22 protein-coding genes are annotated in these 17,633 nt (G+C 62.5%); 8 read left to right on the top strand and 14 right to left on the bottom strand.

The window, feature by feature from the left end:
* Positions 1-304: 304 nt before the first annotated feature.
* Entirely contained in the window at positions 305-550 is a 246-nt protein-coding gene (locus BMZ47_RS28380) for a hypothetical protein (RefSeq protein ID WP_167368986.1), read from the top strand.
* 103 nt (positions 551-653) lie between these two features.
* On the opposite strand, the gene BMZ47_RS02830 is transcribed toward BMZ47_RS28380, so the two are convergent.
* Positions 654-980: a hypothetical protein gene (locus BMZ47_RS02830; protein ID WP_091858385.1), complete on the bottom strand. Its 327-nt coding sequence runs from the start codon at positions 978-980 to the stop codon at positions 654-656.
* Between the two features lie 112 nt (positions 981-1,092).
* Between BMZ47_RS02830 and BMZ47_RS02825 the strand changes: the two genes are divergently transcribed.
* Entirely contained in the window at positions 1,093-1,314 is a 222-nt protein-coding gene (locus BMZ47_RS02825; RefSeq protein ID WP_091858382.1) for a hypothetical protein, read from the top strand.
* A 152-nt stretch (positions 1,315-1,466) separates the two neighbouring features.
* On the opposite strand, the gene BMZ47_RS02820 is transcribed toward BMZ47_RS02825, so the two are convergent.
* From BMZ47_RS02820 to BMZ47_RS02810, 3 genes are all read right to left on the bottom strand, one after another.
* Positions 1,467-2,054 carry an SLATT domain-containing protein gene (locus BMZ47_RS02820; RefSeq protein WP_091858379.1) on the bottom strand — a complete coding sequence of 196 codons (588 nt, stop codon included), beginning with the start codon at positions 2,052-2,054 and terminating at the stop codon, positions 1,467-1,469.
* A gap of 11 nt (positions 2,055-2,065) precedes the next feature.
* Positions 2,066-3,400, bottom strand: a complete 1,335-nt coding sequence (locus BMZ47_RS28375) for a nucleotide-binding domain-containing protein (protein WP_244536721.1) — start codon at positions 3,398-3,400, stop codon at positions 2,066-2,068.
* A gap of 385 nt (positions 3,401-3,785) precedes the next feature.
* Positions 3,786-4,259 (bottom strand): hypothetical protein, encoded by a 474-nt coding sequence (locus BMZ47_RS02810; protein ID WP_139220917.1) that lies wholly within the window; start codon positions 4,257-4,259, stop codon positions 3,786-3,788.
* Between the two features lie 159 nt (positions 4,260-4,418).
* Here BMZ47_RS02810 and BMZ47_RS02805 point away from each other — a divergent pair, with 159 nt between their 5' ends.
* The 4 genes from BMZ47_RS02805 (at position 4,419) to BMZ47_RS02790 (ending at position 5,861) form a co-directional block, all read left to right on the top strand.
* Entirely contained in the window at positions 4,419-4,775 is a 357-nt protein-coding gene (locus tag BMZ47_RS02805) for a hypothetical protein (RefSeq protein WP_091858372.1), read from the top strand.
* Between the two features lie 30 nt (positions 4,776-4,805).
* Entirely contained in the window at positions 4,806-5,117 is a 312-nt protein-coding gene (locus tag BMZ47_RS02800) for a hypothetical protein (RefSeq protein ID WP_091858369.1), read from the top strand.
* 26 nt (positions 5,118-5,143) lie between these two features.
* On the top strand, positions 5,144-5,491 hold the full coding sequence (locus BMZ47_RS02795; RefSeq protein ID WP_139220916.1) for a hypothetical protein: 348 nt from the start codon (positions 5,144-5,146) through the stop codon (positions 5,489-5,491).
* A 106-nt stretch (positions 5,492-5,597) separates the two neighbouring features.
* The gene (locus tag BMZ47_RS02790) at positions 5,598-5,861 is read left to right on the top strand and encodes a hypothetical protein (RefSeq protein ID WP_139220915.1); all 264 of its coding nucleotides are present in this window, start codon (positions 5,598-5,600) and stop codon (positions 5,859-5,861) included.
* A gap of 866 nt (positions 5,862-6,727) precedes the next feature.
* On the opposite strand, the gene BMZ47_RS02785 is transcribed toward BMZ47_RS02790, so the two are convergent.
* The 4 genes from BMZ47_RS02785 to BMZ47_RS02770 form a co-directional block, all read right to left on the bottom strand.
* Entirely contained in the window at positions 6,728-8,950 is a 2,223-nt protein-coding gene (locus tag BMZ47_RS02785; RefSeq protein ID WP_139220914.1) for an AAA family ATPase, read from the bottom strand.
* A 203-nt stretch (positions 8,951-9,153) separates the two neighbouring features.
* Positions 9,154-9,513: a hypothetical protein gene (locus BMZ47_RS02780; RefSeq protein WP_139220913.1), complete on the bottom strand. Its 360-nt coding sequence runs from the start codon at positions 9,511-9,513 to the stop codon at positions 9,154-9,156.
* The gene (locus BMZ47_RS02775) at positions 9,513-9,803 is read right to left on the bottom strand and encodes a hypothetical protein (RefSeq protein ID WP_091858354.1); all 291 of its coding nucleotides are present in this window, start codon (positions 9,801-9,803) and stop codon (positions 9,513-9,515) included. The genes BMZ47_RS02780 and BMZ47_RS02775 overlap by 1 nt, the downstream gene beginning before the upstream one ends.
* Complete coding sequence (locus tag BMZ47_RS02770; protein ID WP_091858351.1) at positions 9,800-9,967, bottom strand: ribbon-helix-helix protein, CopG family; 168 nt, start codon at positions 9,965-9,967, stop codon at positions 9,800-9,802. Before BMZ47_RS02770 ends, BMZ47_RS02775 begins: the two co-directional genes overlap by 4 nt.
* A 226-nt stretch (positions 9,968-10,193) precedes the next feature.
* Here BMZ47_RS02770 and BMZ47_RS02765 point away from each other — a divergent pair, with 226 nt between their 5' ends.
* Complete coding sequence (locus tag BMZ47_RS02765; RefSeq protein ID WP_139220912.1) at positions 10,194-11,768, top strand: pyocin knob domain-containing protein; 1,575 nt, start codon at positions 10,194-10,196, stop codon at positions 11,766-11,768.
* Positions 11,769-11,860: 92 nt separating this feature from the next.
* Positions 11,861-13,159: a collagen-like domain-containing protein gene (locus BMZ47_RS02755; RefSeq protein WP_139220911.1), complete on the top strand. Its 1,299-nt coding sequence runs from the start codon at positions 11,861-11,863 to the stop codon at positions 13,157-13,159.
* A 3-nt stretch (positions 13,160-13,162) separates the two neighbouring features.
* On the opposite strand, the gene BMZ47_RS27745 is transcribed toward BMZ47_RS02755, so the two are convergent.
* The 6 genes from BMZ47_RS27745 to BMZ47_RS02735 form a co-directional block, all read right to left on the bottom strand.
* Positions 13,163-14,056 (bottom strand): class I SAM-dependent methyltransferase, encoded by an 894-nt coding sequence (locus BMZ47_RS27745; RefSeq protein ID WP_139220910.1) that lies wholly within the window; start codon positions 14,054-14,056, stop codon positions 13,163-13,165.
* A 167-nt stretch (positions 14,057-14,223) separates the two neighbouring features.
* Positions 14,224-16,410, bottom strand: coding sequence for a DNA polymerase family A protein (locus tag BMZ47_RS02750; RefSeq protein WP_091858345.1), 2,187 nt, complete (start codon positions 16,408-16,410; stop codon positions 14,224-14,226).
* Between the two features lie 65 nt (positions 16,411-16,475).
* Positions 16,476-16,907 carry a hypothetical protein gene (locus tag BMZ47_RS02745; RefSeq protein WP_091858342.1) on the bottom strand — a complete coding sequence of 144 codons (432 nt, stop codon included), beginning with the start codon at positions 16,905-16,907 and terminating at the stop codon, positions 16,476-16,478.
* Positions 16,894-17,163: a hypothetical protein gene (locus BMZ47_RS02740; RefSeq protein ID WP_091858339.1), complete on the bottom strand. Its 270-nt coding sequence runs from the start codon at positions 17,161-17,163 to the stop codon at positions 16,894-16,896. Before BMZ47_RS02740 ends, BMZ47_RS02745 begins: the two co-directional genes overlap by 14 nt.
* Positions 17,160-17,285, bottom strand: a complete 126-nt coding sequence (locus BMZ47_RS29095) for a hypothetical protein (protein ID WP_280142707.1) — start codon at positions 17,283-17,285, stop codon at positions 17,160-17,162. The genes BMZ47_RS02740 and BMZ47_RS29095 overlap by 4 nt, the downstream gene beginning before the upstream one ends.
* Complete coding sequence (locus tag BMZ47_RS02735) at positions 17,282-17,569, bottom strand: DUF2312 domain-containing protein (protein WP_091858336.1); 288 nt, start codon at positions 17,567-17,569, stop codon at positions 17,282-17,284. Before BMZ47_RS02735 ends, BMZ47_RS29095 begins: the two co-directional genes overlap by 4 nt.
* Between the last annotated feature and the right edge of the window lie 64 nt (positions 17,570-17,633).

Here is a 17,633-nt window from a genome sequence, read left to right as displayed (position 1 = left end):
ATATGACAGATATCAGACAATCACAAGACGAAGGAAACTTCGCTAGGCCACAGAATTACGGCGCGGCACGCTTTCCGCAAAGAAGGCGGTCGGTCATTTCGTCTGATTGAACGAACGTCCATCGGACGAGAGGCACCCGATTGGTTGCGCCGATTTTAGGCTGCCCCCCAGGTTGCACTTGAGCTGACAGAACATTGAAGCCTAATAATGGGCGGATACTTACATCAAAGTCCTCAAAGCGACAGCGAAAACCTCGTATAAAAACTAGAGCGCGCCACCCACTAATTAATTCCGGAGCTAAACTGTGCCGTACTATTCAGTCAGAATAACAGGCGGTGACGCCTGCGACCAAGAAGCTCTTAACGTTAAGAACACATTCAATGGCCGCGATACAGATTATACAGGGTCAGTTAATTTCTTCTACGTGCAGCGGAATTACAGCCGCGACCAATTAGAGGAAAACATCAAGAACATGGTAAGCAATGATTGCGATCTCGAAGTAAAAAAGATTTTGAAGCGCGAGTATGAATGGAAAAAGAATCAGAAGTAGCGGAGACACAAACTTCATAAAATGCTTCCGCGCTATAATAAGCCCCGCCAACGATACATCGTGGCGGGGCGGCGGGGGCCGATGCGGCGTTCTGGGGAGGAGATCAGGTCGCGGGGGTCGCCGACTGCGCAGCCTTCGATGCCGGAAGAGAAGCCGAGAGCGCCTCGACGGTCTGCCGGAGGGTGTTCACCTCGGCGAGCACCGGATCAAGGTCGGCCGGGTCGATCCCGGAGCCCGAGACCTGCCCGACCTTGGCGGTGAGCCCATCGACGCTCGCCTTCGCGGCGTCGAGGGCGGCTTTCAGTTCGCTGACGGATGCCATCACAAGCTCCTGGATCGCGGCCGAGAACGCCGGCTGAGCGAGCAGACCCGAGATGAAGATCTCGGCTTCCTGCTCCAGCGCGGCGGCGGTGAGTGGAAAGCGAGCCATGGCAGACGATATGTCTGATAAGTCCGTTAAGTCAAGCAGACGCACTACGACTTCATCAGCCAGCATGCATGGGGTAAATTCCGCACATGAGGACACCCCTTAACGATCCGAGATGCTCTCTGTTGCCCTGATCGGCGAGCAACTCCCGCCGGGGCCTGCACGAGAGGACTTCGCTGCTCTCACAGTGGAGGAGCGGCTGCGGATCGACCTTCGCAACCCGCGCTGGCAGCGGATCATGGCGGCGCTCGGCCTGGACTTTCAGCTCGCTTTATTGGACGATTTCGCCGACGCGGTCGTGCCGCCGCCTCGCCTGGGCAATGGCAAGGATCACTAAGCTTCGAGCGGCGCGAGCGGGCCACTTGCTACTGTGCTCGGGTTGCTCGATTTTGGATCAGTGCTGCTTGGACTCGCCGTCTGTGCAACCGAGACATTGTGCTACCAGCGCCGAGAGCGCTGATATGTCCGCAAAGCAAAAAAAATTGCTGCCTACAGGAGTCCACAGGATCGTGCGATCAGGAAAGCAGCGCCGATGATGGATGTCATCCCAAGAACTACAAGGAATAATTTGGCCGAAGCCGGGACCATATCTTTCCAAAATTTAAAATTTAGCTGCTCGTTGATCCATGAACTCTGATGCTGTCCAAAAAACTTATAATGCGCATACCAATCTGAAAAAAGTATCTGTTTGCTTATTGAGATCCCAAAGAAACGTGCTTCTGCTGCACTGAGCTGCGCCGCCGCCAACTGTGAATCTGTATCACTTTGTACGGATCGATATAGGTCACGAAGTTCATTATATATCGCGGTAATTTCTTTCCCCGCCTTTTCGTACTCCGCAGCCCTGTAAAATGAGATATACAAGGCTACGACACCAGCAATCGACAAAATCAAAGAGGGCACCTTAGTCGATAATTCTTCGAAAACCAGACCAGATATACCGCAAGCTAATGAGATAAATCCAATCCAGCCCGGGCCTTTCTCTACTATGTCGTACGTAGCAAAATGTTTTTTTGCCCCAAACCCCACATTGTATCCCGTTTCCGCGATCGATTTAAGCAGATGCGCCTTGTCCATCAACCTACCCTTTAACCCGGCCGGATCGGGACTCGAATCCGATCAGATGCCACCACTACACCATTCTGTACAGCGTAGCATTCGACGACGTGATCACCTCTAAAATTGGACTGTTCGACCCGCTGCTTGTACCCAGCATCAGCAACGATCTGGCCCCGGATCTGGTCACGACGAATCGCTTCTGAACCGCGATTGAGCACCTTCCAATATAAATCATACCGCCCCGGTATGGATCTATCGTTTGCCACGTAGAATTTCAGCGATCGTTTAAAAACTATCGGTTGCTTGTGCCTTAGAGATTCTCTCAATTTGAATGGTCGAAAACCGTTTTGTGTTATTTCACAGTCCAGATCAATTGGATAACGAATGTCAACGGGAAATTGATCTTCAATAAATTCCTCGGTATTCCTCGCCGAGAAGTTATCTTCCGCCAACACCGATTTCTCGACCCGCTCTGCGACGACAGCAGGCGGAAATCCACGCCCAAATACTTTCCTCCACCTTTCATTACGCAAAGTGTCATCCGTCGCATCGATTGCCGCCAAGGACAGTTCATAGGCCCGTTTAGCTTTGCCTTGAAAATTTTTCTTTACTTTTACTCGTTGTCCACTTCCTAGAGCCGCAAAGTAAGCCTGCTTGGGTAGCTCGCTAAGGTACTCGAAGAAATCACGGCTCATATAATCATAATATAGGTAACTCTTGTCATCAAAATCTTCAGTTCCAGCCAAGAATCGGTCCGCTAGACTATCGATCAAAAGTCCGCCCATAGGCACGCCGTGCTTGTTTTTCCAAGCTCGGGTCATTTTGCAAAGTCTGCGCAGATTGCGGTTTTTAAGGAGGTCGCCACCTGCGATGGCATCAAGCTCATCACGCGGCTTCGTGGTTTTCCACGATCCGCCGCTGTAAGTGTCAGGATATAGGAAACTCCCGTCTTCCTGCTCGAACACCGGCTGAACCTCGATGTGGAATTTTTGGTAGACGACTTGGACGACTAATCGATCGACCACCACCTCCGTCCGAGGGTATCTCGCAATTATCGCAGCTCTTGTTTCACTCAACAGCCTACTTTGGCCGCCGTTGCTATAACCGATCCAAGAAGCATTGGGCATGATATATAGCATATCTAGGTCAGATATACCCTTAATAGCCGTCCAGCGACCATAAGATCCAACTTGCAAAGTGTTGGCGGTGTCCGACTCTGTCGCTCGAAATTTCTTATTCAACGCACGCGTTATCTCACCGTATCGAAGAGATATCGTAGCGGCGTTATCTACTGCGATGTTAGACAAAAAGGTTTTGAAATCATCGGCGATACTAATAGACAGCTCCCCTGAATAGATGTCCACAAATCAGTCGGGTAGTAGAAGCTGATATATGTTTTTGTCACAGGCAGTGGTTGACGGGTCCGATGCCGCAGACCGTTTGGATCTGAGACGTTATCGCCACTCTAGGTAGCATTATGGTAAGGCCGCGCAGCTTGGACAAGATGTCCGGTCGCGGGTTCGGGCAGAATTTTTGTCAGGACGCCCGGCCACGGCCGCCGCGCGTGGGCGCGGGTGTACCCGGGGGCCGGCCAGCGCCGGCGCGCCTAGGCTGGCGCCTCAGCGGCGCCGGACGCCGCGCAGGTACGCAATCGGCGAGGCGCGCGAGGGTCCGTAATTCCCTTACAATTACGCCAACCCCTATTAGATCAATAGGTTAGTAGCTTCGCGCGCCGTTTTTGCGCGCAAATCAGTCGAAAAGCCCGCCCACGATGGGCTCCGGCGCCGGAAGCGCCGTGCCTTCGATGACCGGCGCGTCAAGCTCGACGAGGTAGGCGACCGCGCGCTGGCGGGCCTCGACCAGCTCGGCGCGCGTCATCTCGGATAGCGGCTTGTCGAGCCCGCCGGGTCCGAGTCCGCCGAGTTGCGTCATGTCGGCAAGGCGTGTCGCCGCCGCGACCCGGGGTGCCTTCGGTGCGGTCGGATCACTGGCGATCTCGATCAGCACCTTTGCGGCGACGGCCGAGCCTTCGCCTTGGATGCGCGCCCGCGCCTGTGCCTGGATCGCGGACGCGATATCGGGGCGCCGCATGACCTTCGAGGCGGCAGACGCCGGTTGTGCGTAGCCTGCGACGGTCGCGCTGTAGAGGGCGTCGCCGCTGCGAACCATCGCCTCTACGAATTCGTGTTCTTGGGGCGTCAGTCGTCCCTTTAAATCAGGCACTTGCCGCTCTCCTCGCAAAGCCTTGCCGCAGCAGGATTATAGACCTCCTGCCATTTGCCGCAACTCCGCGTCGGACATTTTGTCCGTTTTGACAGTTGACATATCAGACAATACGTCCGATAACGAAGGCGTTGCAGCGCCACCAGAGGACGCAGCGTGATGACATACCGGACCAAACCCCGCCCCTTATTAACCGCCTTCGCCCTCGCCGCGATGGCCTCGACCGCAGCGGCGCCCGCCGCCGCCGCGATCGACCACGTTTCCACGTTCTACGCCTACACCGCGCCCCTTCCCGAGGCGCCGCCCGCCCCCTCGCACATCGTCATGTTTGCGGCGGGCCTTGTGATCGCCGGAACTGCTGCGGCGCTCGTACCCCTGACGCGCATCGCACGCGGCAACGCAGCGCTCGCCGAGGTGCCTACCCCTACCGATGCGGCCGGGCCCATCTACTGCCCTCGCTCGCGCCGCTGGCGGGATCCCGTGACCGGCCGCCTTGTGAAGGCACCAAATGTCTGATCTGTCGCACGACCAACTAAGGCCCACGGCATGCACATCGCTCCACACGTCACGCCCGACCCCGGATGGATGGGAGACCGCTCCCGCGGTGCCGGCATGGGCCGCCCATCCCCCGCTGTCAGCAATCTCGATCCGGAGCACCGCATCCAGCTTTTCCGCGTGCGTCTCGACAGTGGCGGATACGACGCGGGCGGCGCCTACTGGGGCCATGGCCAACGACTGTATTGCGCCATGGATCATAATGGCTGGACGCATTATTTCCGTGCGTCCAACCGCGATACAGCCAAACAATACATTCGATACGAGCACGACACCCCCGAAATGATCCACTTTTATCGCTGACAATCGATTAATCAGGACTCGCTGCCATGCGCCAAGCCATCATCACGAAGTATCACGGCCCGACAAACAGCAGAGGCGCTCGCGTCTCGGCCAAAGCGTCTGCCGGGCGTGTGACGATCCCGTACACCTATGACGCGAGCGCCGACCACATCCACACGCGGGCCGCGGCGCGCCTCGCGCTCAAGCTTGGCTGGTCCGGGCAGTTCTATGCTGGCGGCCTGCCGGACGGGACTGGCAACGTCTATGTCTGCCTCCCTGGGCGCCCGCCGATCACCACGATCGACCGCGACTGGTTCGCCATCGCGCCGGGTCCGGACGGCGAGTCCCTCCCCGTTCCCGCCGAGTCGCGCGCAGCCTTCGGCCTCATCGTCTGATCTGTCGTCCGACGCTGTTGCGATGCGTGCGCCTTCCACTCGGAGGGCGCAGCAACCGCCACAGCCGCGGGGCGCCGAACGGCGCCAAACCTGAGGGAGCATGTTCATGGCCGAGTACCACGTCACCACCTTCGCCCCCGGGGAGGGACGCGCCGTCGAGGCGCCGCCCGCCCGCCGGGTCGATACCGCAGGCGCCCGTTTCGTCGAGGCGGTGCAAAACGTCCTGCACGGCCTGTCGCTGCGGGACACGCAGGGCGGCTGGAACGCTTACCGTGCCGCCTGCGCCGCCGCCATGACGCTGCGCGCGGGCGCCGTATCGGCCCGCCTCGACGTGTCCGGCTATGTCGTCTTGGTCGAGCGGGTCGCATGACTGGTCGCGCACTTCTCCCGCTCGCCAGGGCGGGGATTGTCCTGCTCGCCGTCGTCGCCGTGGCGGCCTTCGCCGCCGCGACGCGGAGGCTTTAGCCATGCTCTACGTCGTGGCCCTCGCCGTCATCGGCGCCGCCGTCGCTTTCCCGTTCCTGGGCCTGACCAAGCTCACGGAATGGATTCACAGGCGCTGCGATCCGAACGAACCCTAGCCTGCCCTACCCCGCACGACCTGATAGGCCTGCTCCGCACCGAGCCGGCCTCTTTCGTTGTCTGATCTGTCGCCAACCAAGTCCGACTAAATCCCCAAAAATGACCCACCCGCGGCCGGAAATTGCCTCGCCGCTCGCAGGAACTAGAAAATCTGGCCGCGGCGGTTGGTGGGCCGTTTCTGGCGATTCTCGGGCCTATCCGGATCACGCCGCATGGTTTGGGCGCCCGGGGCCCCTCGGGGCATTGGCCTGTGCCAGCCCGTCTGCGCCAGCGTGGGCGCCCAGGGCACCAGCGGGCGGACCGCCTCGAACAGCCGCGGTGGTCGAGCCCATCACCGGATGAGAAAAAGCGCTGGGAAATCTTTCCGGACGTTTTGTCCGGTTTCACCTCGATCGGACGGTCCGTCTGTTACGCCCCGGATCCGGTCGAAACGTAACAGAACTGGCCGGGGCGCCCTATGCAGCGGAAGTCCCCCTAAAGGGGGAGCTTACCGCCGGCTGCGGTCTGGAGGTGCCGGGGGTCGGTGTTACGTCTTGTTTCGTTTGCGCTAAGTAGTTGATTTTGCTTGTTACGTTTTCTGTTATGTCTTGTTACGTCTGCTCGCCTCGACCGCTTGTTACGTTTGGCGTTACGTCTTGTTACGTTTGTTTCGTTTCAGTCGAACAGGTCCGTTTCGGACAATTTGTCCTGTTCGTCGTCGTCCGGGATCACCGAGAACATTGCGTTCGGATTGCCCGGCGTGCGCGCGGATTTCGCTGGGCGCCACAGCCCGCGGTCGATCCGGACGGCGAGACGCTTGGCGAGGAGCCGGGTCAGGACCACGCGGACAACGTCCTTGTCGCCGCCGTCCATGACCGACACGATCTCATCGACCTTCACGCCGCCCCTGGCTTCCTCCGAAGTCTCCGACGCGATGACCAGGGCGTTCAGCACTTCCTGTTCCTTCGCGGTTGCCATGCCGGGCGGCACCTCCGCCTTGGTCTCCACCAGCTCGGCCACGGCCGCCGAGACCTGATCGCCGTCTTCGTCGATCCACAGGTCCACGCCCTTGATCGCGAAGGCATGTCGCCACGTCTTCGGCAAGTCGCGCTGCTTCGTGACGGCGATCTGGCCCGGGGCAACCTCGATCTCGGTATCCGTGGCGCCGCGGAGCGCCGACGATCCGCGGGCTCCCCGCGTGGCGTCCTTCCCGGTATGGTGGACGACGAGGACGTGCGCCTGCGTCTCGGCCCGGATGCGGTCGATGTTGCGCACCAACCCCATCATGTCCTGGACGGCGTTCTCGTCGCCGCCGGCCATGACGCGGGCGAGCGTGTCGAGCACCAGGAGCCCGACCCCTGGGCCCGCGCGCAGGAGGGCGATCAGTTCCTCAAGGTCCGCTTCGGGGTCGAGCAGATCGACGCCGGAGAGCACGAAGTCGAACAGCGGCGCGTCGCCCCGGGTCCGCAGCAGCGCCTCGACCCGCAGCGTCACCCCGTGGCCGCCCTCGGCCGCCACGTAGACCACGGGGGCCTGGGTCACGCGCATGCCCGCGAAGGGCGTCCCGGTGGCGACGTGGTGGGCGATCAGGAGCGTGACAAAGGTCTTGCCAACGTTGCTGTCTCCGTAGAGCACCGTCATGGCGCCCTGATCGAGCAGGCCCTTGATCAGCGGGCGCCGGCCGGCCGTGCGCGCCATCCGGGCGGCCTCGGCGAACGGCACGCGCTTTAGCCCCCGTGGGGCTTTGGGCGCGCCCAGCTCGTAGGTGTCGAAGCTCCGAGGCACCGGGGACGGGAAGTGCGAGGTATCCGGCTCGGAATCGTCTAGGATAGGCACGAACATCTCGCTCGCCTTCGGCACAGCAGCCCGGGCGGCCATGCCGACCCGGGCCCAATCCCGGGCGATCATCCGCGCCGTCACCTCGCCGCCGTCCCTTGGCTGGCCAAGCGGATAGACAAAGGCCACGGCCGCATAGTCGTTGAAGCCGTAGGCCTTCCGCGCCATGGCACCGGCCAGGGCAGCACGCCATGCCGAGCCCGAGCCATCACCAGGGGCGCTCGACAAGCGGCCGGCGAGCAGGCCCTTGAAGTAGGGATCTGTCTCGGCGTCGGCCCGCAGGCGTCGAACCAAGTCTTCACCCGGCCCGGCCTGCGCCGCACCCCATTCCAGGGCGTCGAGGGCCGCCTGGACGGCCGCGTCCCGGTCCTTCTGGTCGGCCCCGGCGATCGGCTCGTAGCTCTGCTCCAGCGCCTCGATCTCGTAGCGGGCGTCGGGGTGCGAGCAATCGTCGAGGATCGTCACGGGGCCGCCCAGCAGCCCGCGCACCCGCTTCTTCGGCGCCGAGTGGTTGAAGGTGCCCGGCAGCCGCATGATGCGATCGATGTTCTGCACCGCGTCGCCGTCGAGCGCTCTACTGATACCGGCGCCGAGATCCTCCGCGTCGATCCGGTAGACGGCGGGATCGAGCTTGTCTTTCAAGATCCACACGAACTGCACGCCGTTGCCGCTGTCGATCGCCAGCGTCGGCGGGTGCTCGCCATTCGCCAGCTCGGCCGCGCGGTCGAGCAGCGCGGCGCGCGAGGCCTGAGTCTCGGCCGGCGTCGCGCCCTCGGGATCGAGATCGGCGACGACGGCGCGAATCCGGGCGATGTGCTCCTTCCGGAGCTTGGCATGCGGCGCGCTCGGGATCGGCTCGTTGACCGAATAGTACAGGTTGAGATGGGCCCGCGTCTCGATCCAGGCAGCGATCTCGCCCCAGCTCTCGGGCGCAAAGCTCCGGCACTCGATCGCGCCCGTCTCCGGATCGAGGGCCGTGAGATGGTGGCGGCCGTGCAAGTCGAGTCGTTCAAGGAACGCAACGGCGCAGGTGGTCCGGACGATGCGGGCGTGAACGTTCACTGCGGCCTCGTGGCGGATGACGAATCAAACGCCTGCGCGACCGGAGCCGCGCGGGCGGGGCCGGTTAGCGGCGGGCCTCAGGCCATTCTGGTCCGGCGCGGGCGCATCGGTCTCCGCGATTGAGGCTCGGATCGGCTGCGACCGGGGGTTAGCTTGCAAACGCGCATATCGGCCCCTCAATTGTCGGATGACGGATCAGACGATTAATCGAACAGTCCGCCGGCCTTTGAGGCCGTGAGTGGCAGTTCGGCGGTCAACTCTGCAGCCAGCTCGGAGGCCGGGTCTGAGACGGCAGCAGTCAGCTCGACCCGGGCCCGTGAGCCTTCGGACGGCAAGAAGCGATTCTGCTCCAAGGGCTCGGCCTCCGTGGCGGGGAAAGCTTTCTCCCAGCACGCGCGCTCTGTCGGCGCCTCCCAGGTGATCGCCTGCGGCGGCTCGCCGGGAAGGCCTTCCTCCAGCAGCTCCAGGGTGACGGGCCCGCCAGGGGTCATCGCATAGATCGAGACGCCGACGCCCGGCAGCAGCCGGCGCGCGTCGTCGAGGGAGCGGGGCGTGATCGTCATCACGAGCACCCTGTGGTCTGGCGGCAATCGTCGCAAACGAGGCATGCCCCGTTCCGTTTGGTGCGGGCGCTCTGGCAGTGAACGCAGAACATACCGGTGTAACCCTGCGCCTGGGCCTCGGCGGTCCGCGCCGCGCGGTCGAGCTGCGGCACGGCCGCGTCGGACGGCTCGACCATAGTGGCCGCGATGTGGTGCTCGATCGCCGCTGCGAGCGTGGGCGGGAGAGCGGCGGCCTGCACCGCGCGGACGGCCGCACCGTCCGATACGATCAGACAGAAAGCGATGCTCACGCGGCAACTCCCTGAACGCGGAGCACCTTGCGCAGGAGCTGCGCGAGCATGGCGCTGCGGGTGAGATTCTGGGCTCGGCCGGCGGCGTCGAGAGCCGCGAGTAAGGCCGCGTCGAGGTGGATGGTCGTCCGAACCAGCTTCTGGCCCTTGGGCTGACGGTGCATCGGCTACTCCCGGGATCGGCGCTGCGGACGGCAGCACTACGCATCACACCTGCCCGATGCGTCTGATTTTTTCAAGCCATTTTGTCCGTCATATTGTCTGATGTTGTCCGATATGCGTATGGTGCCGGCGCCCGGCGAGGGGCGATTCTCGTGTGACGGCGAGGGGCCATGCCTGAGATTTCGCAAGCAGTTCGCTGGGCACTTTCTACCGATGCGAGGTAATATCGTGGCTACGAACACGCTGTTAGCGCAGTACACCGACATTAACGGTGTAAAAGACACCGGCCAATACGTTGTTCCGGATGCGGCGAACGCGCCGTCCGGGTCAAGTGAATGGATCTACCTCGAAGTCCAGACCTGGACTTACGGCGACAATTTCATCGAGCAGCGCGCCACAGAACTGAACCCGACCGGCCGGGCAGCCAAGACATGGCAGCGCGTTAAGCAGGACGGCGTGTGGGGCTCCTGGGATCAGATCAGCTCGGCGGCCTATCCAGTCGGTGGCGGCAGCGGCACCGGTGCGCAGGGTCCGAAGGGCGACAAGGGCGACAAGGGCGACAAGGGGGATAAGGGCGATCCCGGTACGGGAGGCTCGGGCGACGTAACCTCCCTGTCAAAGGCGATTCATGGCCGGACCCGCACTTTCGCGGCCAGCGACTACGGCGCCGATAAGAACGCCGACGCGAGCACGAACGTCGCAGCCTACAAGGCCGCGGTAGCCGACTTGATCGCCGCCGGTGGCGGCACGCTCGTCCTCGCGGGCGGCATCCAAGTGCTCAATGACACCCTGGACATCGAAGCCGGGAAGGACATCGGCGTCCGTGTCGTCGGCGCCGAGAAAGAAAGCCGTCTGGTATTCTCCGGTTCGATGCAAAACGGCCTCGTGGTTGCGGCTCGCACCGCGGCTATCGAAGGGTTTTCGGCGCACATTCAGGACGCGCCGAACATCGCCTCGGGCGGCTGCCTGGTTTATCTCGTGAACGCTTCGCCCCTCGGCTCAAACTTCCAGACTATCTTCGCTCGCGATATCCGGCTTGAAGGCCGCCAGGGAGCCTCGTCGCAGCCGCGACATTTCCTGGCAATCAACAACCCGTCATTCGCGCGTATCGAAAACATTGGCATTGTCGCCTTCGAGAACGAGAGCTACGGGTCGCACGGAAACGACGGCATCTATATTTTTGGTACGCCCGCGCCAGATGGATCTGCTGTCGGCGACTTCACAATGCGCGGCTGTAACGTCTACGGTGTGGAGACCGCGTTCTTCGTCCAGTGCGGCACTGGGGCCAACGGCCAGCAGACGGTCGAGGGGATCAACGCGACCGACTGCACCACTCAGGGTGCCCGCGTTGGCTGGCATTTCAACGCAAGCGGCTATCAGTGCCCGGGAACGTCGATCAAGGGTGGCCACGTCAACTGTGACGGTGTGGCGTTCCTGTTCGAGAGCATGGCCCAGATCCACGTCTCGTCCATGCTGTGCTACCTCAACGCCAATTCAGCACGTAAGCAGGGCTTCGCGTATCTGCCGGGCTGCACGGAAATCAACATCCACCACAATCAGTTTTTCCATCAGGGAACGACCGGTCCGGACAACGGGCAGGGAATTTGGGGCGTGGCGATGCAAAATGGTGCCTCGCTCTGCCGTATCCAAGACAATGACTTCTATGGTTTCCCGAGTGGGTCGGCTGCAATCTACAATGCGAGTACCGGCGGCGGTAATCGCTTTGGTGGCAACGGGGTTCAGAACCCCGGCGTGATTTCGGCCGGGTCGCTTGTTGACCTCGGCGGGAATCATCATCTGTAATTTGTCTGATTTGTCATCTGACAAATAAAATAGAATGACAAACGGGCTCGCTGTCTCTCAGGGCAGCGAGCCCAACTGCTATCGAGGGGGCGATGGGCTACCGGCGCAAGTACAGCTTCTCCGGCTATCAGGCGAACAACCCTGCCCGACCGCTGCCAGCGACGCCGCTCGACGCCGAGCTAGACGCGATCAGCGTGGCGTTCGACAGGACGCTGGACGCCTACGGCGTTGCCAAGGCGAATGGATTCCACGGCAACGTCATTGAGTGGCTCGCCAGCCTCAAAGGTGAGAAAGGCGAACGCGGACCGAAAGGCGATCAGGGCCCGCAAGGAGACAGCGGCCCAAAGGGCGACCAAGGGCCTAAGGGCGATGCCGGCCCGAAGGGCGACCAAGGCCCGAAAGGCGATCAGGGTCCGAAGGGCGACCAGGGCCCTGGCGTGGCGCTCAAGGGCTCCGTGGCGAGCCCAGCTCAACTACCGGCCGGCGCCTCCGCTGGGGACACTTACATCGTCACGGGTTCGGGCGACGGCTACAGGGCCGGCGATGGCTATGCCTGGACGGGCACGGGCTACGCGAATGTTGGTCAAATTCGCGGCCCGCAGGGTCCGAAGGGCGATACGGGCGCCAAGGGCGACCAAGGCCCAGAGGGCGATACCGGAGCTAAGGGTGATCAGGGCCCAAAGGGGGACAAAGGCGACAAGGGGGATAAGGGCGATCAAGGCGCGCAGGGACCGCAAGGGCCGGCCGGCAGCCTCGGCTACACGCCTGTTCAGCAAGGCACCGGACCGGACCAGGGCAACAACACGATCTCGTTGGGCTGGGGCAAGGACGAAAGCGGCAATGCGACGTTGCTCGGCGCGGTCGATAGCACGAACCTGGGCGTGGTGCTCACCGACTACAGCCTTGCAGGAGGGCAGACCAGAACCGGCGCGAAGAACCGCAAGAAGCTAGTTAATTTCTTCGGGGCCGGAATTATCGGCGACCACTCAGTAGACATCAACGGCAAGGGTGCGGGCTTTATCCCAGGTGCGCCAGGAGGCTTCTACAAGCTCGGCCTTGGTTCAAAAGTTGCAGATCCCGAAGATCTTTGGGATGGGGACAATTTTTGGTATAATGTTGTAGAGAGTGGTATCTACTATACCTATTGCATGATCCGCCCGCCGGACAGCAGTGGACAGTATGAACTTGGGTTCGGCCTAGACATAATCGAACAGGACGGGCCATATTTTAAATGGGATTGGCGGCCGAATGTGACCCGGTTTGCCTTTCAAAGTACTGTTATCCGGCATTTCAAAATTGGAGACCAAATCCGCTTCGTGACCTACAATTACAGTACGCCGGTCGCAGACGCAGCAGTGCGGATCTTTCTCATCCGAGCAGACGGCTCATAGCACTTACGATCGCCACAACCTGCGCAACAGGCTTCGATTGCGGGGCTCTTGCTTCTCTGGGAGTTGGACATGAGTTGGTAAGGCAGCCGGAACGAACGTCTGCGCAGCCACGGTTCCGCGCCTGATCGCGACAATCGACGGCCGCGTAGCCTTTTCCGCCCCGCCTACAGCGTCGTTATGTTGGGCGTAAGCAGTTGTGTAGTGCACATCAAAACCCAGGTTGTTGAAAATCTTATTGTACAAGCCCCGCGATAAGTGCCACCAAACGTAGTTAATTCGACTGTCTTCGAGAGGTGTGATCGACCGCATCAGCAAATCATCTTCGGGAACCACATCAGTGAACGGGATCAAAACCGCCTCGCGCGCAAGTCTTGCCCAGGCGCCGATCGCAAAAACCGGCTCGGAAAGATGCTCTACAATGGCTCCAGCCATCACCACATCAAACATCTGCTCAGGCCACTCGTATAGCTCGGGCATGGGCGCGTAAACGCACTTGGCACGGCTATTATACTTATGCCAAGCATACCACCATGAATTTTTGATCGGAATGAGATTTTCGCTGTTCCAAACCTCTCGGAACCGCCGGACATCACGATAAGAAAGACTTTCAGCAAACGGCACGTGGCGGAATTCATGCGTCGAGGCCGCATCGAGCGCGGTCACGTCGGCACCCGCCTTCTCGGCGTTGAAAGCCAAGTAGCCGGAAGCTGTGCCGATATCTAGGACATACTTACCGTTCAGATCGTAATTGCCGATATACTGATCGAAATCACTGATTGTCCAGCTACCTTTAACAGAGGTTCCGTCTGGAAATTCCATCGAATGGTACCAGTACGAACGCTCGTTGAGAGCGTTACGCCATGGTTCTTCGTATTTGATACACGTGTTGGTTTGCACTTTAGCAAATCTCTACCCTAGAGCGACACGAAGTCCTTAGATTTTGCTAGCACATGTCCATGAATTGTGTCGATACGACTATACCTATCCCAGAAGTTGTTCATGTCCGCAAATGAAACGGCGCAGATCGGAGCGTGTCTAAATTTTTGAGAGTGGGCACTCGCACTTTAATCTTTCCGATAACGCTTACCCCTCCAGCCCCCGGCCGTCAGAGGCAGGCCGCGCGCCCATTCCGGCAGCTCGCAGATCGCCTTCTCGAACCACGCGAGATCGCCCCAGCCCCGGGGCACCTCCGTGATGATCTCGTCGTGGACGTGGCCGACGACCGGATAGCCGGCGCGCTCGGCGATCTCGATCCCGTTGTCGAGCAGATCGAGGGCGATGGCCTGGACTACGTTCTCGAAGATCAGGCCGCCGTAGAGGGCGTAGCGGATCAGCCGCCGGGTCTGGCTGTCCACGCCCAGGCAGGTCACCACGGGTCGCTTCTCGCGTAGGTCCGGCGTCAGGGCCTTGTCAGCCCACGGCACCTCCACCTCGCGCACGCTGGGCGCCCCGTAGGCGAGGCACCGGCCGGACGGCAGCTTGCACCACAGAAAGCCCCGGGCGACCAGGAACGACACCTTGAGCGCCTGGACCTGCGTCCCGGGGAAATCGACCGCCTCGCGTGCGGCGGCCTCCAGGGCCTTCCAGGCCGCGACGATCGCCGGGTGCGTGGCGCGCCAGCCGATCTTGACCAGCTCGGCGCCAAGCCATTCCTCCCGGGTGAGCTGCTGGGTGAGCAGCTCCTTCCGCTCCAGGCACTCCTCGTAGCGCTTGGCGGCGCGCTCGCGGCGCTCCGGGTCGGCAGCCTCCCAGGCGGGGCTGAAGATGGGCCCGAGCTTGAGGCTGTAGTTGCGGGCCATGCTCCGGAAGGCGCCGACGCCGCCCTGGTAGCCCAGGCTCAGCTCGGACACCTTGCCGACCTGCCGGCGCTGGTCCTTCTTGGTCAGCAGGTCCGTGGTCGTGTTGTAGATGCCGGCCGCCGCGCGGCGGTACATATCGGGCAGGCTCGGGTCGCGCATTAGGTCGAACAGCGCCTTGACCTTCCAGTCCTCGCCGGCAAACCACGCCTGAATCGCGCCCTCGATCCCGCTGTAATCGGCGGCCAGCAGCTCCTTCCCCGGGCCCGCCCAGATGAAGCCACGGATGCTGTCGGACAGCAGGGGCAGCGTCTTGCCCAGCTCCTCGCCATAGAGGGTCTCCAGCCATTCCGGGCTCGCGTGCCGGATCGCCTCGAACAGGCAGCGCTGGTCGAGATGCGCATCGTCGAACACCTTGCGGGGGCGCGGCAGGTTATGGACCTGGGCGCCCGTCGAGCTGTAGCGGCCCGTGCCGGCGGCTCGAAACAGGAAGGCGCCCCGGACGCGGCCGTCGCTGCCGGCGCGCGCCAGGAAGGCCTTGATCTTGGCCGTCGAGGCCTTCGCATAGTCCCGGCGCAGCTCGATCGCGGTCCGCACCTCCGGCCGCAGATCGTCGCGCTCCAGCACGTCCTCGATCTCGGCCTTGCCGATGCTGTCCAGATCGACGCCCCGCGGCTTGAGCCACGCCTTGAGCTTCTCGACTTGAGAGCAGGCCTCGACCGCCCCGTCCGTCAGCCGGCGCATCCGGCGATCGAGCAGGAGCTTCGCGCGCTCGACCAGCACCAGGGCGGCCTTCGCGCTCTCCACGTCGATCCGCAGGCCGCGGTCGTTGATGGCCTCGGACCGCCAGTAGGCCTCCTGGCACGCGCGCCGGAGCGGCACCATGCGCCGATCGGCGCCCTGCTCCGTCAGCACGTCCAGATCGCAGTAGTCGTGGAACCGCTCGAACGCCTCTGGGAAATCCTCGGGCTCATGCCAGAGCGTGGGAATCGGCCGGCCCGCGAAGCGCGCCAGATCCGCCTTGAGCGGCCGGCGGGGCTTCGAGAAGCGGTCGATCAGCGCCTTGCCGGCCTTATCCTTCTGGACCTTGAGCTGGAGCACCGCCCCGAGCCCATCCAGGTCGCGCGGGAGCGACAGGGCAGCGGCGGTCGCGGCCGTGCATCGGAACTGGTGCAGCGTCACGGCCGGCCAGCCGTAGCGCGGCGTCAGGATCCGCTGCCACAGGAGCCGCTCGAAGGCCGCGTTGTGGGCGACGATCGTCCCGCCGGCCTCGACGTGGGCGACGATGTCGGACGGGCACGGCGCGCCAGGGCGCCAGCGCTTCACCGGGCCGCCGTTGATCGCGTAGCTCGCCATCAGCGGCACGGTCGAGGCGTGCTCCATGTAGCGGTAGACACCCTCCTTCTTGATTTCGACCTCGGCACGGGTCTCGAAGTCGATCTCCAGGCCGGACATCGTCGCCTCTGCAACAGCTCACATGCGGGGCGGGCCGGGCCGGCCTTCGCGGCCCGGCGGCAGCATCAATCGAACAGGCTGGCCGCCGCGGCGGGCTCGGGGCCCGATTTCGTGCCCATCACGGCGCCAAGCGCCTCAAGGCTCCGATGCACCGTCGCCGGGTCCGGGAGATCGGCGAAGAAGTCCTCGCGGTCCGGCTCCGAGGGGTGATCGCGGCCGTTGTCCGCGAAATCGCTCCCGGGCTTGCCGGGGGCGTGCGTGGCCGACGATCGGGCTTCGACGCGGGTCCAGGCGCCCAGCGCCTTCATGATCGCGTCGTAAGGGTCGGCCTCGATCTCGACGTGGTAGCCGGAGGAGCGCGGGAACCGGCTGGAGGCCTGCCACATCCGGTTCTCGCCCCCGCCGATGCGGGTCAGGTTGAGGCTCTGGAGCCCATGGTCGAACGCGGCACCGTAGGCGTCGTGCAGGTATCGGGGGATGTCGTCAGGATCGATCATGGCGGGTCTCCTTCTGGTGGGCATGCCGGGCTCGGAAGCGGGCGCGCTCCCGCTCGGCGTAGGCGGGGTCCAGGGCGCGGCGGCGCTGGCGCTCGCGCGAGCGTTTCCGGATCCCCCTCTGGGTTCCCGGGAACAGCAGCTTCTGCACGGTGAAGGTCGAGCGGCCGACCTCGAAGGCGATCCGCTCGGTCGTCCAGCCCAGGCCGTGCAGGCGGATCGCTTCCGCGTGCCAGGGCTGGTCCGGCAGGCCGTTCATCCGAGGAACCGGCCGAAAGTGACGAGGAAGGCCAGGGTGTGGCCAACGAGCATCAGACCGGCGGCGAACGCCACGGCGCAGAAGCCGCAGCCGCCCCGGATCTTGCGGTTCGGCGCGGTCATGCGAAAAAGTTCTCCATGCCGAGCGCTTGGCAGTACAGCTCGACGATCGCCTGCTCCTCCTTCTGCTCGGCGTAATCGCGCCGCCGCATGCGCAGGATCGTCCTCAGAGCTTTGGCGTTGAATCCGCGGCCTTTCAGCTCGGCGAAGACTTCCTTGATGTCGCCAGCGATGCCAGCCTTCTCTTCCTCAAGGCGCTCCAGGCGCTCGATGAATTGTTTCAGCTCGTCGGCGGCGACGCTGTCGTCGCTGTTGTGCCCGGGGCCGGGCGCGTCGCGCTTTGCCATGTCTCAGGTCTCCCGTTGCGAAGTGACGGAGCGCCGGAACGCTCCGTCATGCGACAGATCAGAC

The organism is Methylobacterium brachiatum (assembly GCF_900113845.1).
Classification (GTDB): Bacteria; Pseudomonadota; Alphaproteobacteria; order Rhizobiales; family Beijerinckiaceae; genus Methylobacterium; species Methylobacterium brachiatum.
The sequence above is the reverse complement of the archived record's forward strand: the minus strand, read 5'-3'. Positions and strand labels throughout refer to the sequence as shown.

Excerpts from the sequence above, each read along its gene's own strand:
- BMZ47_RS02830 (WP_091858385.1), bottom strand. The coding sequence starts at position 980 with ATGGCTCGCTTTCCACTCACCGCCGCCGCGCTGGAGCAGGAAGCCGAG.
- BMZ47_RS02825 (WP_091858382.1), top strand. The coding sequence starts at position 1,093 with ATGCTCTCTGTTGCCCTGATCGGCGAGCAACTCCCGCCGGGGCCTGCA.
- BMZ47_RS02820 (WP_091858379.1), bottom strand. The coding sequence starts at position 2,054 with ATGGACAAGGCGCATCTGCTTAAATCGATCGCGGAAACGGGATACAAT.
- BMZ47_RS02805 (WP_091858372.1), top strand. The coding sequence starts at position 4,419 with ATGACATACCGGACCAAACCCCGCCCCTTATTAACCGCCTTCGCCCTC.
- BMZ47_RS02800 (WP_091858369.1), top strand. The coding sequence starts at position 4,806 with ATGCACATCGCTCCACACGTCACGCCCGACCCCGGATGGATGGGAGAC.
- BMZ47_RS02795 (WP_139220916.1), top strand. The coding sequence starts at position 5,144 with ATGCGCCAAGCCATCATCACGAAGTATCACGGCCCGACAAACAGCAGA.
- BMZ47_RS02790 (WP_139220915.1), top strand. The coding sequence starts at position 5,598 with ATGGCCGAGTACCACGTCACCACCTTCGCCCCCGGGGAGGGACGCGCC.
- BMZ47_RS02780 (WP_139220913.1), bottom strand. The coding sequence starts at position 9,513 with ATGACGATCACGCCCCGCTCCCTCGACGACGCGCGCCGGCTGCTGCCG.
- BMZ47_RS02770 (WP_091858351.1), bottom strand. The coding sequence starts at position 9,967 with ATGCACCGTCAGCCCAAGGGCCAGAAGCTGGTTCGGACGACCATCCAC.
- BMZ47_RS02755 (WP_139220911.1), top strand. The coding sequence starts at position 11,861 with ATGGGCTACCGGCGCAAGTACAGCTTCTCCGGCTATCAGGCGAACAAC.
- BMZ47_RS02750 (WP_091858345.1), bottom strand. The coding sequence starts at position 16,410 with ATGTCCGGCCTGGAGATCGACTTCGAGACCCGTGCCGAGGTCGAAATC.
- BMZ47_RS02745 (WP_091858342.1), bottom strand. The coding sequence starts at position 16,907 with ATGATCGATCCTGACGACATCCCCCGATACCTGCACGACGCCTACGGT.
- BMZ47_RS02740 (WP_091858339.1), bottom strand. The coding sequence starts at position 17,163 with ATGAACGGCCTGCCGGACCAGCCCTGGCACGCGGAAGCGATCCGCCTG.
- BMZ47_RS29095 (WP_280142707.1), bottom strand. The coding sequence starts at position 17,285 with ATGACCGCGCCGAACCGCAAGATCCGGGGCGGCTGCGGCTTCTGCGCC.
- BMZ47_RS02735 (WP_091858336.1), bottom strand. The coding sequence starts at position 17,569 with ATGGCAAAGCGCGACGCGCCCGGCCCCGGGCACAACAGCGACGACAGC.